A 15,234-nucleotide genomic window follows, 5' to 3' on the forward strand; every position below is an offset into this window, starting at 1 on the left:
CAATGCCATCAGATCCTTGCCATTCCCCTTGCAAAATAAAAGGCTGTTTTTTCCGGAAACGCCTTGAGGCTCAACCCCACCTGGATTTTTTGTTTGAGCGTCTCAAGGTTTGGCAGGGGCTCTGACGGCCTTGCGCTGCGCAGATACATCTCCCCCCAAGAATTGCGGTAGATCACGGCATAATCTGAAATCTGAGTCTTGGGTTTGGCAGAATAAAAGTTCAAGGAGATAAAGAGGCTGGCAATGTTGGGTTGTTTGCGCATATCCTTGAAATGAACATTCTTTTTTATTTCAGGATTAAAAAATTCATACATGGACCGATACAATTTTTCAACATCATCATGGGAGACAGAAGTGGGGTTGGGTACCAGCCCCAGAAAGGTCTGCTCCGTATACAGCCTGTTGTTGACCAGCCACGCTCCGATTTCTTCGACAGTCGCAGCCTTAATAATCGACTCCTGGTTTTGATCCCGGTGCCTCGGAATCTTATGTACCAGTTCCCAATGCCCCGGGGAGTTAGCCATGGGCAAATACTTGAGATGAAGCCTTGAAAAATGACGGTCCCCTCTGGACACTAAAAGCAATTTTTTTATTTTAAAGGGTTTGTCCTGGAAAAAAATATCCACTTTTCTTTCAAGTACGATGCGGTCCTGCTCTGAAATCATCAGGCTGGTCATGGACTGGGTATCAAATTGTTTTTTAAGGGCCATATACTTTGAGACCATATAGCGTTCAATGGTGAGGGAGAGGCGCTGTATGGCGGCATAAGGCCAGGCCTTGAACCGGCCGACTTCAAAAATTTTTTTAAAGGTCCACCCCCATTCGGCCAGACCGCATTCCAAAAGGACCTTGCGCAGGCCAAACACGGAATAATCGATCTCAGAGGGTTTTGAAATGCCCAGCTTAAGAAAAAAACAGGTCAGCAGCAGGTTGATGGACTTTTCATCCCCGGATTTTAGGTAAAAATCGATCAGGGTGTTGACCAGAATGATATAAGAGTCGTTCTGTCCCGGTTTTAGATGGGTGCCTGAATTCATCCACTCGTTTTTATACTGGTTGCACAAAAGGGTTTCCCTGCCGTAGGCATTGATATATTTTTCCAGCAGCGCCATCTTTATCACCGATTTAAACGGGCTTTTAATCCATTTGAACATCTGCCAGATAGAGGCGCCGAAAAACTCATTCACCGGGATGGCATGAATGTCGCCAAGATCAATATACCGGTGGGATTTTGTAAACTTTGAAATTCGATTGATAATCAGGTTGTAATAATTAATGGAGATGGTCGTGGGCAGCACAGACCAGAGCGGCAGTTTTCCCGCCACATGGATCATGGTTCTGTAGAACTCCTCCTTGAGCAGCCTGGATTGGGCAGATCCGGAGCTTTTCTGGGTGGACCCGCCAAAATCATTGTTCCGGGCCTTGAGAATGTCCACCATGAAAAAAGTCACATGGGTTTTAAATTTTTCCATGGCCTGGGCTTCAAGACCGTCCAGTTTTCTGCGAAGCAGGCCGATCTCTTCCGGGTAAATCATCCGCTCGTCAATGCAGACCCAGTAATCAATGTCCGATTCTGCGGTCTGGGCAAGGGATCCTACGCTCCCCATTGAAAACAGACCCTGGATGGCAGGTGAAAAATTGCGATGCGCCCTGACCTTATTTTTTCCCAAATATTTTTCCCCGACCCGTATGGCCTCTTGGCAGGGCAGATAATCTGCAATACCGCAGGGAGGCAAGAACGATGAAAAATCAGCGTCCAGAAATTCAAAATTTTCATGGAGCAACAACGGGATGAGCTGAAAAAAATCAGCCTGGGCAGGCTTGAATATATCAAAGGCTGTCAGCAGGCTGAGCTTGTTCTGATTTAAATATTTGGCCTCCCCATAGTGAATGAATTCACAAAATATCAACATATTAATTTCAGAGGCAATTTCAGGATCTATCTTTGGCAAATCATTAAAGGAGAGCTGGTGATCCCGGGCGTTATAGTCAATATTCCGGGTTCTGATCACATCCCTTGCATAGGAGGGAAACCGACTGAATATGGCCTTCACATTGGTAAAATAACCCATATTTAGACCGGATGTGGCAAACGAGACCCCTGAAATTCTTGAATGGGCAAAACAGGCACAGGTTAAGTCTGCATGCTTGAACGATGTTTTTGAAATCACCACATCTATGAATATGCCGTCGTTAAACTTGGCCCGGTTGAAATTGCAATTGTAAAACGAGGCCCCCTGGAAACTGCAACGGTTGAACCAGCCGCCTTCTGCCGTGACATTGACAAATACGGCATTGTCAAAACAGGCCCGGTCAAACAATACCCCTTTGATGTTGACATTGTAAAACACGGTTTTTTTAAACACGGCCTTGCCAAAGCTTGTGCCGGATAAATTGCAGTTCCCAAATGCAGCCTGGGTAAAAAAGAGGATTGAAGAGGACAGGTCCAATTGTGAAAGATCCTCTCCTCTGATCACCGTCTTGGTAAAATCAATCTGCCGGGAGACAATATTTTCCCTTAACAGGTCCAGTTTTTTCTTTAGAGGATCCTTTAACACGGCCTTTAAAAAAGACTTGGGTTTGTCTTTGTCTTTTATCTGACCAGCTATATGCTCGAACTGATTTTCAATGCTTTGTTTTTCTTTTAACAATAGTTGGGATGTTTTTTTAACAAACCCTCGAACACCAACGGACACCCCTTTTTCATTCAGGGTTTCAAGATCCTTGAGTATCCGGACTACCCGTTCGGGCCGCTTTTTGATCATCCCGAAAATACAGGCCAGGTTAATGTCAAAATTATCCGTTTGATACTCGTCCTTGTTCAGGGCAATATCCTGGATGACAAAAAAAGAAAGCCTGGATAAATTGGAAATCTCAATATGAATATTGGGAATAATGGCAGGATTGGTTTTCCTCACAAGCGCCATGAGTTGATAAAAGCTGAATTTACCTGACACCACAAGGGCTTTGAACGCATTGACCGCTTCATTTAAATCCGCGCGTTTAAACCGGTCAAAAATGGACTCAAACAGCTCGGGATACAACCCCATTGAAGAGTTTTCAACAAGGCTGTAAACCGCCATCCTCACCTTTTTTACCTCTTCTTTTAAAAGGACCTGCCATAAGACCGGATAGGCAATCTTTGTCTGCATCATTGACAAGGCTTTCAGCCCTGTAATCCTGGATTCAGGACTCCGAGAAAAAAGTTCGGTGTCAACGATCTTGTCCGGATCCCGCAATTTTTTATTGATATTATTTAAAAACGGGTCTGCATCTCTTTTCCGGTCAAAAAGACTGGCATAAAAAACAATCACCGGTTCTCTTTGTTCAAGCTCTATTAAAATTTTTTTGAACAAAGCGGCATATTTGAGCCTTATGGCAGGAGTGGCCTGGAGATATTGATCCACAAACTCAAGGCGCTGGTACTCGTTCATCTCCTGGATGCATTTTTTGATCACATCCAGAGAAAACCGATCCTGGTAAAGGGCTTTAAAGGCAAAAAAAGCCCCGAATCCCCAAAGGAAACCAGGGTAGAAAGCAAAAGAGTCTTGTCGGCAAATGCAAGGTCCCCGGACAATTTTAAATAAATTTTAGCGCAGATCCTGAGTGCGTCGGAACGTGCCTGTTTATAGGCCTGTGCATCCAAAGGAGCGTTAAGTTTTTTCCGGATATCGCTCCTTAACGCTTCAAGACTTTTTTTGGCAAAGGTCCGATCGTTGAAATGATAGGAAAACAGGCCTTCGAGTATGGGCAGTATGCCCAGCATGGGCATAAAAAGATGTGCCCGAGCAATGAGATCGGTTCTGGCATTGGAATCAAGAGACGCCCAATGAGTGTCAAAAGTGTTCAGATCAAATCCGGGCTTTGAATCAGCCATAATATAATGTTTTTTCCCGTTTGTACATTTCTACTTAAAAGTGGTATATGGGTATGCTTAAAATCCATAATTTAAGCTTTAACCTGTATAGCATAACAGAATAATTTTATGAAATTATTTGATACCAAACCAGAAAAAACAAGTTCGGATAACGGGTATGATGCCCAGTCCATAGAGGTGCTCAAGGGCCTGGACCCGGTCAAAAGAAGACCTGGAATGTACACGGATACCACAAGTCCTGACCACCTGGTCTTTGAAGTCATTGACAATAGTGTGGATGAAGCCATTGCAGGATTTGCCACAGCCATTGACGTGACCCTGACCCGGGACAATCGGATCATCGTGTCGGACAACGGCAGGGGCATGCCCGTGGATATCCACCCCAAAGAAGGCATTTCAGGTGTGGAACTGATCATGACCAAACTCCATGCCGGAGCCAAATTTTCGTCCAAGGATTATGCCTTTTCAGGCGGCCTTCACGGTGTGGGCGTTTCTGTGGTCAATGCCTTGTCCTCCCAATTGGATATTATTATCAAAAGGGAGGGTAAAAAATTTGCCATCTCCTTTGAAAACGGATTTAAAACAAAGGCCCTAGAAGCCATCGGTACGGTGGGACAAAAGAACACCGGCACCCAAGTCTGCTTTGCCCCGGCACCGGAATATTTTGACGTCAAAACATTTTCCAAAGAGGCCATTCAAACGGCCTTAAAATCAAAATCTGTTCTCTGCCAGGGTTTGACCACAAGTTTTACCCTTGAAGAAACAAAGGAACGCAAAACCTGGTGTTACACCAACGGCCTGGATGAATATCTCAAAGAACACCTAACCGAAAAAAAGATCTTGTTTCCCGATCCGTTTACCGGCAAATGCGAGGGAGAAGATTTCCAGGCCATCTGGGCCATCAACTGGGGCGACCAGACCAGCCTGAACATAGAAGAAAGCTTTGTCAACCTGATCCCCACAAAACTCGGCGGCACCCATGTCAACGGGTTCAGGTCAGGACTTCTCGAATCCATCAGGGAATTTTGCAAGTTCAGAAACCTGTTGCCCAAGGGGCTGTTTTTAGCACCGGAAGACATCTGGCAGAACGTGGGCTATGTCTTGTCCGTAAAACTTGTGGAAGCCCAGTTTTCCAGCCAAACCAAAGAAAGGCTTTCGTCCAGGCATTGTGCCAACCTGGTCAATCTCCAGGTCAGGGATGCCTTCAGCCTCTGGCTTAACCAAAACGTTGAACTTGGAGAGGCCCTGGCGGCCCTGGCCGTGGACAATGCCAGGGCCAGGGTAAAAAAAAGCAAAAAGGTCACCAAAAAAAGAGCATCCAACGGGGTGACCCTGCCGGCCAAACTCTCGGACTGCTCCAGTGACGACCAAAATTTAAGAGAGCTGTTCTTTGTGGAGGGGGACTCCGCAGGCGGATCAGCCAAGCAGGCTAGGGACAGACGTTTCCAGGCCATCATGCCCTTGCGCGGAAAAATAATGAACACCTGGGATGTCTCATCATCATCCATTCTTGAATCCAAGGAAATCCGTGATATCTCCCAGGTACTCGGCGTGGTGCCCGGATCCAGCGACATATCCAAACTGCGCTACAACAAGCTTTGCATCCTGGCAGATGCCGACTCTGACGGGCTTCACATTGCCACCCTGATCTGTGCTTTATTTTTAAAGCATTTCCCTGAAGTGGTGAAAAACGGTCATGTGTTTGTGGCCATGCCTCCGCTATACCGCATTGACATGGGCAAGGATGTCTTCTACGCCCTGGATGATTCTGAAAGAAACGCCATTATCAAACGCTTGAACAAACGAAAGAAAAAAACAAAAATCAATATCCAGCGCTTTAAAGGGTTGGGTGAAATGAACCCGGCACAGCTCAAGGAAACCACCATTGCCCCGGATTCAAGACGATTGGTTCAGCTCACCATTGATCCGCCTGTGGACCCGGGTTCGGGTCTGTCATACGACTCTTTTGCCCCCCAGGGGAACAAACCAGGCCAACAGGAAAATGAAAGTTTAGAAAAAAGCCGTGAACAGGCCCTGGACCGGCCAGACAAAGAGATTGAACCCCAAAGCGAGCTTCAATCCACCCCCTTCCAGGATAGCACCCCTGTGCCCTTTAACAATAAGGACAAGGATGTCTGGGAAATCATGGACATGCTGCTGGGAAAAAAGCGGGCCAAGGACAGAAAACGCTGGATTGAAACCCATGGTGTAATTAAAGAGAATTAAATAATGACCAATACCCTGCCTTCAACCGTAGAAGAATACGAAAAACTCCCCTTTCAGGAGTTTACCCAGAATGCCTATCTCAACTATTCCATGTATGTCATCTTGGACCGGGCACTGCCCCATATTGGAGACGGGCTTAAACCGGTTCAGCGGCGCATTGTTTATTCCATGAGCCAGCTGGGGCTTTCCTCCACGGCAAAGTTTAAAAAGTCCGCCAGAACCGTGGGGGATGTGTTGGGTAAATTTCATCCCCATGGCGACTCAGCCTGTTATGAAGCCATGGTGCTCATGGCCCAGCCTTTTTCACTTCGATACCCCCTGGTGGACGGCCAGGGAAACTGGGGGGATCCAAATGATCCCAAATCCTTTGCAGCCATGCGGTATACCGAATCCAGGTTATCCCCCTATGCCGCCATATTTTTAGGAGAGCTGGACCAGGGCACAGTGGACTGGGTACCCAACTTTGACGGCACATTGAATGAGCCGACTCTTTTACCGGCCCGCCTGCCCAACCTGCTTCTCAACGGGACCACAGGTATTGCCGTGGGCATGGCCACATCCATTTTACCCCATAATTTAAGGGAAGTTGCCAAAGCCCTGATTCACCTCATTGAAAATGAAGATGCCGATACAGCCCAAGTATGCAAATTCATCAAAGGCCCGGATTTTCCGACTGCCGCTGAAATCATTACCCCCCGCCATGAAATCCTCCAGACCTATGAGACGGGAAAAGGGCGGATCAAAATGCGGGCAAAGTATGAAATTGAGGATGGCGAAATTGTGTTTAACGCCCTGCCCTACCACGCATCCACCGAAAAAATTTACGAGCAGATCGCCTCACAGATGGCGGCCAAAAAACTGCCCATGGTCACAGACATCAGAGACGAGTCTGACCATGAAGACCCAACACGGCTTGTGATCATTCCCAAATCCAACCGGGTGGATTATACCGCCCTGGCCGATCATTTATTTGCCACCACAGATCTTGAAAAATCATATTCCGTTAACATGAATATGATCGGGCTTGACAAAAGACCCGGGGTGAAAAGCCTGGTTCAAGTTCTTTCAGAATGGCTGGTATTCAGACGCCGGACCATTGAGAAGAAACTCAAATTCCGCCTGGATCAAGTGCTGTCAAGGCTTCATATTATAGAGGGATTTAAAATTGCCTATCTGAATATTGACGAAGTCATAAGAATCATACGCCAATCAGACCATCCCAAAAAAGATCTCATCAAGGCTTTTGATCTCAGTGAAATTCAGGCCAAGGCCATTCTGGAAATACGCTTGCGACAGCTGGCCAGACTTGAAGAGATTAAAATCATCTCCGAGATGGATGCCCTTGACCTGGAAAGAAAAACCCTTGAAAAACTGCTCAGCTCTCCAAAGGCATTTAAAAAATTTTTCATCAATGAAATAAAAGAAGATGCCAAAAAATACGGCGACAAACGCAGATCCCCCATCAAGGAAAGAAAAGATGCCGAAGCCTTTTCCGCCACAGATGTCATTGATGTAGAGCCGGTCACCATTATCCTGTCCACCAACGGCTGGATCCGTTCTGCCAAGGGTCACGACATCAAACCGGAAAATGCCAAATTCAGGTCCGGCGATCATCTCATGTGCCATTTAAGGACCCGGAGCGACAAGCCCATTTCCCTCATGGACAACACCGGAAGGGCATATACCCTCTATTCCCATGATTTGCCTTCGGCCCGGAGTAATGGGGAACCTGTCACCGGACACCTGACCATGGCACCGAACACCTCCATTTGTCATATGATTTCAGGGGATGCCCAGGACCTGTACCTTGTCGGGGCAGACAGCGGGTACGGGTTTATCCTGAAATTTGGAGATTTGCTCACGAATTATAAAAACGGCAAGGCTATTGTGACCGTACCCTCCGGCCAGATGCCGGTTCAGCCAAGGCTGGTGCCGACAATTGAAACCGACAATGTCATTGCGATCACAACCAAGGGGCGGGTGTTGATCTTTGATATCAAACAGCTGCCAAGGCTTAAAAAGGGTAAGGGGAATAAAATCATCCACATTCCCCGGCCGGACAAATCAGACTCAGATCCGGAAAAACTTAAGTTCCTAAAAATATTGCCATTAAAATCAAACCTTGTTATACATTCTGGCAAGCATTTCCTAAGGCTGAGCCCGGGCAACCAACAAGATTATATTGGAATGCGCGGGAGAAGAGGCAAACTGTTGCCCAGAGGATACAGAAATGTTGACACCCTTGAAGTGATTCTATCATCGGATGACACAATTTCATGAGACCCTTTTTAAAAAAACATTCCATCTTTATCACCCTTATCGGGCTTAGCCTTGGATTTATCTGGGTATCCATTTTGATTCACACCCGGGAATTGGGCCAGTCCCTGAACACGGTGGAAAAAATTCAGCAGGCCGGAAAACTCAGACTGATTACGGCCAACGGAATGAACACCTATTATTATTACGGGGGACAGCCCACCGGTTTTGAATATGACCTGGCCATGGCCTTTGCCGAATACATGAATGTCGAACTGGACATAGTGACCCCTGGCTGGAACAACATATTCACCTATCTTGATCAGGGCAAAGGGGACTTTATTGCCGCGGGCATTGCCATTACCCGGCAGCGGTTGGAGCATGCCGATTTTTCAATCCCCTATATGACCATCCAGCAGCGGATCATTCACCACAACCTGGTTTTTGGTCCCCAAAACATTGATGACATGATATTTAGGACCTTTCATGTTCGCAGATCCACCTCATATCATTCCAGACTGTCCCAGATCAAAGACTCCGGCATTGACCTTAAATATATCCTCCATGACAACACCCCCACAAAAGAACTCATTGCCATGGTCCACGACCGGCAGATCAAATTTACCATTGCCGATTCCAACCTGGCCCTGCTCAACAAACGCTACTTTCCCGATATCGCCATTGGCATCCCCATTCAGGAAAAAGAATCCCTTGCATGGGCCGTGCGCAAAGACGATTCTGAAATGCTCAGGGAGGTCAACCGGTTCTTCCTTTATGCCAATGAAAAAGGAATCCTTAAAAAGATTACGGAAAAGTATTATGAAAACATCAAAAATTTTGATGTCTATGAATTAAAAAAGTTCCATCAACGCATCCAGACAAGACTGCCCAAATACAAGGATGTGATTGTGGAAGAATCTGCAAAATACGAATTTGACTGGCGGCTTGTGGCTTCCGTGGTCTACCAGGAATCCCATTTTGACCCCAGGGCAAAAAGCTTTACCAATGTCAGGGGCCTGATGCAGGTCACCCATGCCACGGCCAAGGAAATGGGGATTTCCAACCGCCTGGATCCCAATGAAAGCATAAAGGCCGGGATCAAATACCTCAACCTGATGTACCAGCGGTTCAACTATATTGAAGATGAATATCAACGGCTGTTGTTTGCCCTGGCAAGCTACAATGTCGGATACGGCCATGTTCTGGATGCCTTGAAAATAGCAGAACAAAAAGGCTACGATACCCAGACCTGGCAGGCCTTAAAAAAGACATTGCCCCTTCTGTCCAAGGCCAGCTACTACAAAAAGACCCAGCATGGTTATGCCAGGGGATGGGAACCGGTTCGGTATGTGACACGGATACTGACCTACTTTGATATTCTCAAACAAAAAACATTATCCTGAAAATAGATACAGGATAGACGATAAAAAATTTGACTTGCGTGGTTCAATTGATTAGTACCACATAGGGCTACCCATTATCAGGCAGGTCAACTCATACAAATTTTAAAAAACGAGAAACTGAATGACTAGAAAAATACTAATCAATGCATTGGATCCTGAAGAAAATAGGATTGCTGCCGTTTGTGATAACAAGCTAGATCAATTTCACATAGAGACCTCAGCCAAAGAAGTCACCAAAGGAAATATTTACAAAGGGATTGTGACCCGGGTAGAACAGAGCCTCCAGGCTGTTTTTGTGGACTACGGGGGAAATAAAAACGGGTTTTTACAAAAAAATGAAATCCATCCCGACTATTTCCAGGATGTTGAAAAAAAAGACAAAGCCCTGTTCAATCTCATTAAAAAAGGCCAGGAAATGATTGTCCAGGTCTCCAAGGATCCCATCAACCTCAAGGGGGCCATGCTCACCACCTATATTTCATTGCCCGGACGGTTCGGGGTACTCATGCCCGGCAATACCACCCGGGGGGTGTCCAGAAAAATCAATGAAGAGGACGAACGAAAACGGCTGGTTAAAATCCTAAAGGGAATGAAAATTGCCGAAGGATTCGGCATGATTGTCAGAACCGCCGGAAAAAATGCCACAAAAACCCTGCTCACGGCAGATTTAAGATACCTAATGCGGGTATGGAAAAATATTGACAAACTGGCCGTTAAAAACCAGGCCCCCTGTCTGCTGTACAAAGAACAGAGCCTGGCGGTCCGCTCCCTGAGGGATTATTTTACCACTGACATCAAAGAAATCCTCATTGACAGTCCTGAGACCTTTAAGGAGGTCAAAGAATTCATAGGACTGATTGCCCCCAAACAGCAAAAAATTGTCAGGCTGTTCAAAGGGGAAAAACCCATATTTACCAAATACCAGTTGGAAGAGCAGATCTCATCCATTTACCGCCGGGAGGTTGCCCTTAAATCCGGCGGATTTTTAGTGATTGAACAGACAGAGGCCCTGGTCTCCATTGATGTCAACTCCGGAAAATCAACCAAGAAAAAAAATATTGAAGAAACCGCTTATCATACCAACCTTGAAGCGGCAGAAGAGGTGGCACGCCAGCTTCGACTCCGGGACATGGGCGGGCTTATCGTGGTGGACTTCATTGACATGAAAGAACGCAGACACAAGGCGGATATAACCAAAACATTAAAAAAACATTTAAAATCTGACAAAGCCAAAACAAAGGTGGGCGGCATCACAGCCTTCGGCCTTTTGGAAATGTCCAGGCAGCGCATCCGCCATTCCATTACCTACGGGGCCTATGAAACTTGCAAACACTGCAACGGCAGGGGAATGACCCCTTCGGTTGAGACCCAGTGTCTGGCTTTTTTACGCCAGCTGACCCTGAAAACCCTGAAAGCTGAAAAAGACCAGACATTCAATTGTTTTGTCCCGCCCGAGGCGGCCTATTATATTTTAAATACCAAAAGGGAAGAACTCATTGATATTGAGACCAAAAGACAGGTCAGCATCAATATTGAGATTGATCCAAATATGGTCGCAGGAGAGAGCAGGATCAATTAGGCCGGGTTGACAATACCGGCACATTTGTGTATCTGAACAATTTCAACACAACTAAAAAGGAGAACAGATGCTCCTGAAACGGGGTAAACAAAAACCAGGAATGATTGCAGCCCTTGCCCTGTGTATTGCGGTTGCGGCACTGGGATTGTTTATGTTCCAAAAAAATTCAGCCTCAAAATTAAAACAGGCAGACAGGACACACCCGGGCAAGGTATCAGCACCGGCTGAATCCCAAAAAGTTACAGGCAAGATCAAAAAATCAGAGCCCATCGTTTTTCAGGATCTTAAAAAGGATGAAACCCTTAAAACAATGATGGGGCACAGGAAAGAAAAGCATGGCATCAAAAAAAGCCTGGACATGATTGTTCAGTCGGATGAATCCTTTACCGTTGGTAAATCCACTGTGTCCATGCAAAAAATCCTGGAACAGGCATTTAAAAAGAAAGGCCAGGTTTTTGAAGAACAAATCCTTGACTCTGGGACCACCCGGCCCGTAAAAACCCAAACCTATGGAATTTATGTGGTCCAGCCCGGTGATAATATCTGGAATATCCACTTCAGGATACTCAAAGATTATTATACGGACAAGGGCCTGATCATTAAAGAGGGAGCAGATGAACCCGGCACCGGCGGGATGAGTTCCGGCGTGGGTAAAATTTTAAAATTTTCAGAGACCATGGTGATCATCTACAACCTTCACGAAGAAAAGGTAACCCAGGATATAAATATCCTTGAACCCTTGAGCAAAGTCGTTGTCTATAATATGGACGCCGTGTTTGCTTTGCTCGAGCAAATAAATTTTGACAATGTAAACAGGATCCAGTTTGACGGGAAAAACATCTGGATCCCTGTGAAGAAATCTTAAAAAGCATGAAAGAATTTTTATCAGTTAAGGAGGAAGACCTTGATTAGCACAGCATTTGCAATGGGACAAACCGGTGGAGCACAAGGACAGGCAGGCGGACTTGCAGGATTTTTACCCATCATCATCTTGTTTGCCATTTTTTATTTTCTCTTAATCCGGCCCCAACAAAAAAAGGCCAAAGAGCACAGAGATATGATCAGCAACCTTAAAAAAGGGAACCGGATTGTCACTTCAGGGGGAATTTACGGCACAATTTTGTCCATTGACGACACCACCATCGGCCTTGAAATTGCCGAAAAAATTAAAATTAAAATTTCCAGGGGAAATGTTGCAGCCTTAGTGACGGACAATGAACCTGCTGCTAAATCCAAAGAAAAGAAATAAATTATCCTTTAGGAGTGATGAGATTGAAATTATTTACCTTTAAACGCATATTGATTCTGGGTACTATTGTTGCCGCTGTTGTCTGTCTGCTTCCCACCTTTATGGATACCTGGCCCCATAAAAAAATAAACCTGGGCCTGGATCTTCAGGGCGGCATGCACCTGGTTCTTGAAGTTCAAAATGAGAAAGCGGTTGAAGCCGAGATGGAAAGAACCATAGCAGAACTCAAAAAGGATTTAAGAAAAGTGGGGATCAAGCATCTGGGAATTACCCGTACCCCTGACAACCAGATTATTGCTAAAATTTCAGGCCAGGACAATAGGACAAAGGTGGAAAAATTGCTTTCAGAAGATTATTCCAACCTTGAAATTCCTTCTGTAAAGACCCTGGACCAGGGCCTGGCATTTACCTTAAACCTTCCTGACAAGGAAACCGCCTCCATTAAAAAAATGGCCACTGAACAGGCCTTGGAAACCATTCGAAACAGGATTGACGAGTTTGGGGTATCTGAGCCGGACATCCGGATTCAGGGATCAAACCGTATATTGCTCCAATTGCCGGGTATCAAAGATCCAGACCGGGCCAAGGGACTGATCGGCAAAACCGCACAGCTGACATTCCAGCTGGTCAATGATCAGGCAGATGTGAGAACAGCCCTTGAAGGCAACCCTCCGGTGGGATCTGAAATCCTCTATCAGCAAAAAGTCGATCCCAACTCCGGAAATGAAACCCGGGTGCCTTTTCTCATTAAAAAACAGGTACTTTTGGACGGCAGCCTTCTCATCAATGCCCGGGTGGAGTTTGACCAGTTTCAACAGCCCCAGGTGGCCATTGAATTTTCCCGGAAAGGGGCCCGGATTTTTGACAGGATCACCGCTGCAAACGTCAACAAACGTCTGGCCATTGTCCTTGATAAAACCGTCTATTCCGCACCCAATATCCAGGAACGCATTGCCGGGGGAAAGGCCAGAATTACCGGTCAATTTTCCTTGGAAGAGGCCAAAGACCTTGCCATTGCACTTCGGGCAGGTTCTCTTCCCGCCCCTGTGACCATCATTGAAGAACGGACCGTCGGCCCAACTCTGGGTGCTGATTCCGTACGCATGGGTCTGATGTCCATGGTCGTGGGCGGGGCCCTGGTGATTGCCTTTATGCTGATCTACTACAAAGGGGCAGGCCTGATTGCCGACTTGGCCCTGATTATCAATATCATTCTCATAGGGGGCGGACTTGCCGCTTTCCAGGCGACCTTGACTCTGCCGGGCATTGCCGGCATCATCCTTACCATTGGTATGGCCGTGGATGCCAATGTCATTATCTTTGAAAGAATCAGAGAAGAACTCAGGGCTGGAAGAACTGCTCTGGCAGCAGTTCATGCCGGTTACGAACGGGCCACATTGACCATTCTTGATGCCAATGTCACCACCTTGATCGCCGCCATTGTTCTCTTCCAGTTCGGTACAGGTCCCATCAAAGGATTTGCCGTCACCCTTGCTTTAGGTATCGTGGCCAGCTTGTTTACGGCCCTGATTTTGTCCAAGAGCATCTATGATTTGATTCTCCAAAATAAACAATCATCCACTCTCAGTATATAAAGGAACCTATATAATGCAGTTTATCAAGTCTGATGTTAACATAGACTTTATCGGAAAACAGAAACTCGGGTTATTTTTCTCCCTGACGCTTATTATTGCAGGTATTGTGGCCCTGATTGTCCACAAGGGTCCCAACTACGGGATTGACTTTGTCGGCGGCACTTTGGTCCAGGTCAAATTCACCCAGAAAGCAGCCATTTCCGATATCAGAAAAGGACTCAACACCCTGGGGCTCAAGGATGTGGCCGTCCAGGGATTTGGCCAGGCCCAAAACAATGAATACCTGATCAGGACCTCCAATGCCCATGCCCTTGGCAGCAACCAGGAAGAGGTCCTTATATCAGGGCTTGAAAAGGCCACCCAACTTGTTCCTGAAATCCGCAGGGTGGAAATGGTCGGCCCCCAGGTCGGTTATGATCTGAAAAAAAAGGCCCTTTTGGCAATTTTTTATTCCCTCTTGTTTATCACCATCTATATTTCAGGCCGGTTTGAACAAAAATGGACCATTGCCGGAATTACGGCAGGGGCATTGATGACAGCGGTGTATTTCTTATCTGTTTTCAACGTGTCCATGCCTTTTTTGATTACCGCGGCCCTGCTGGTCTCTTTGGGACTTTTCTGGACTTTAAAACTCCAATATGCCATTGGCGCTATTGTGGCCCTGATCCATGATGTATTTATCACCGTGGGTATTTTTTCCCTTCTTAATCTGGATTTTTCATTGCCCATTATCGCGGCCCTTTTGACCATTATCGGGTATTCCTTGAACGATACTATCATTGTATTTGACCGGATCAGGGAAAATATTAAAGGCATTACCGACAAGGCAGCCCTGCCCGATCTGTACAACAAAAGCATTAATGAAACCTTGTCCCGGACGATTCTGACCTCTTTGACCACCCTGATTGTTCTTTTGGCCCTGTTTTTTCTGGGCGGTGAAATTATTCATAATTTTGCCCTGGCAATGATCATCGGCGTTATCATTGGTACCTTTTCGTCCATATTTGTTGCAACCCCACTTGTGCTTGCAGCTCAAAAAAAAGGATAAA

8 protein-coding genes and 1 pseudogene are annotated in these 15,234 nt (G+C 46.1%); 8 read left to right on the forward strand and 1 reads right to left on the reverse strand.

What is annotated here, in order from left to right; translation table 11 throughout:
- Nucleotides 1-8 precede the first annotated feature (8 nt).
- Nucleotides 9-3,877: pseudogene (locus HUN05_14945) on the reverse strand (class I adenylate cyclase).
- 108 nt (nt 3,878-3,985) lie between these two features.
- Here HUN05_14945 and parE point away from each other — a divergent pair.
- The 8 genes from parE (at nt 3,986) to secF (ending at nt 15,233) form a co-directional block, all read left to right on the forward strand.
- The gene (gene parE, locus HUN05_14950) at nt 3,986-6,103 is read left to right on the forward strand and encodes a DNA topoisomerase IV subunit B (GenBank protein ID WDP86260.1); all 2,118 of its coding nucleotides are present in this window, start codon (nt 3,986-3,988) and stop codon (nt 6,101-6,103) included.
- A 3-nt stretch (nt 6,104-6,106) separates the two neighbouring features.
- Nucleotides 6,107-8,383, forward strand: coding sequence for a DNA topoisomerase IV subunit A (gene parC / locus HUN05_14955; protein ID WDP86261.1), 2,277 nt, complete (start codon nt 6,107-6,109; stop codon nt 8,381-8,383).
- Nucleotides 8,380-9,762, forward strand: a complete 1,383-nt coding sequence (mltF, locus tag HUN05_14960; protein WDP86262.1) for a membrane-bound lytic murein transglycosylase MltF — start codon at nt 8,380-8,382, stop codon at nt 9,760-9,762. The genes parC and mltF overlap by 4 nt, the downstream gene beginning before the upstream one ends.
- 121 nt (nt 9,763-9,883) lie before the next feature.
- Nucleotides 9,884-11,341, forward strand: a complete 1,458-nt coding sequence (locus HUN05_14965; GenBank protein WDP86263.1) for an Rne/Rng family ribonuclease — start codon at nt 9,884-9,886, stop codon at nt 11,339-11,341.
- 67 nt (nt 11,342-11,408) lie between these two features.
- Nucleotides 11,409-12,206 (forward strand): hypothetical protein, encoded by a 798-nt coding sequence (locus HUN05_14970; GenBank protein WDP86264.1) that lies wholly within the window; start codon nt 11,409-11,411, stop codon nt 12,204-12,206.
- A 39-nt stretch (nt 12,207-12,245) separates the two neighbouring features.
- A complete protein-coding gene (gene yajC / locus HUN05_14975; GenBank protein WDP86265.1) occupies nt 12,246-12,590 on the forward strand; it encodes a preprotein translocase subunit YajC in 345 nt (114 codons plus the stop codon).
- A 23-nt stretch (nt 12,591-12,613) separates the two neighbouring features.
- The gene (secD, locus tag HUN05_14980; GenBank protein ID WDP88085.1) at nt 12,614-14,185 is read left to right on the forward strand and encodes a protein translocase subunit SecD; all 1,572 of its coding nucleotides are present in this window, start codon (nt 12,614-12,616) and stop codon (nt 14,183-14,185) included.
- A 13-nt stretch (nt 14,186-14,198) separates the two neighbouring features.
- On the forward strand, nt 14,199-15,233 hold the full coding sequence (secF, locus tag HUN05_14985; protein ID WDP86266.1) for a protein translocase subunit SecF: 1,035 nt from the start codon (nt 14,199-14,201) through the stop codon (nt 15,231-15,233).
- Nucleotide 15,234: the final 1 nt, after the last annotated feature.

This window comes from Desulfobacter sp. (genome assembly GCA_028768545.1).
Classification (GTDB): Bacteria; Desulfobacterota; Desulfobacteria; order Desulfobacterales; family Desulfobacteraceae; genus Desulfobacter.

Coding starts and splice junctions, on each gene's coding strand:
- HUN05_14965 (WDP86263.1), top strand. CDS start 9,884: ATGACTAGAAAAATACTAATCAATGCATTGGATCCTGAAGAAAATAGG.
- parE (WDP86260.1), top strand. CDS start 3,986: ATGAAATTATTTGATACCAAACCAGAAAAAACAAGTTCGGATAACGGG.
- parC (WDP86261.1), top strand. CDS start 6,107: ATGACCAATACCCTGCCTTCAACCGTAGAAGAATACGAAAAACTCCCC.
- HUN05_14970 (WDP86264.1), top strand. CDS start 11,409: ATGCTCCTGAAACGGGGTAAACAAAAACCAGGAATGATTGCAGCCCTT.
- secF (WDP86266.1), top strand. CDS start 14,199: ATGCAGTTTATCAAGTCTGATGTTAACATAGACTTTATCGGAAAACAG.
- mltF (WDP86262.1), top strand. CDS start 8,380: ATGAGACCCTTTTTAAAAAAACATTCCATCTTTATCACCCTTATCGGG.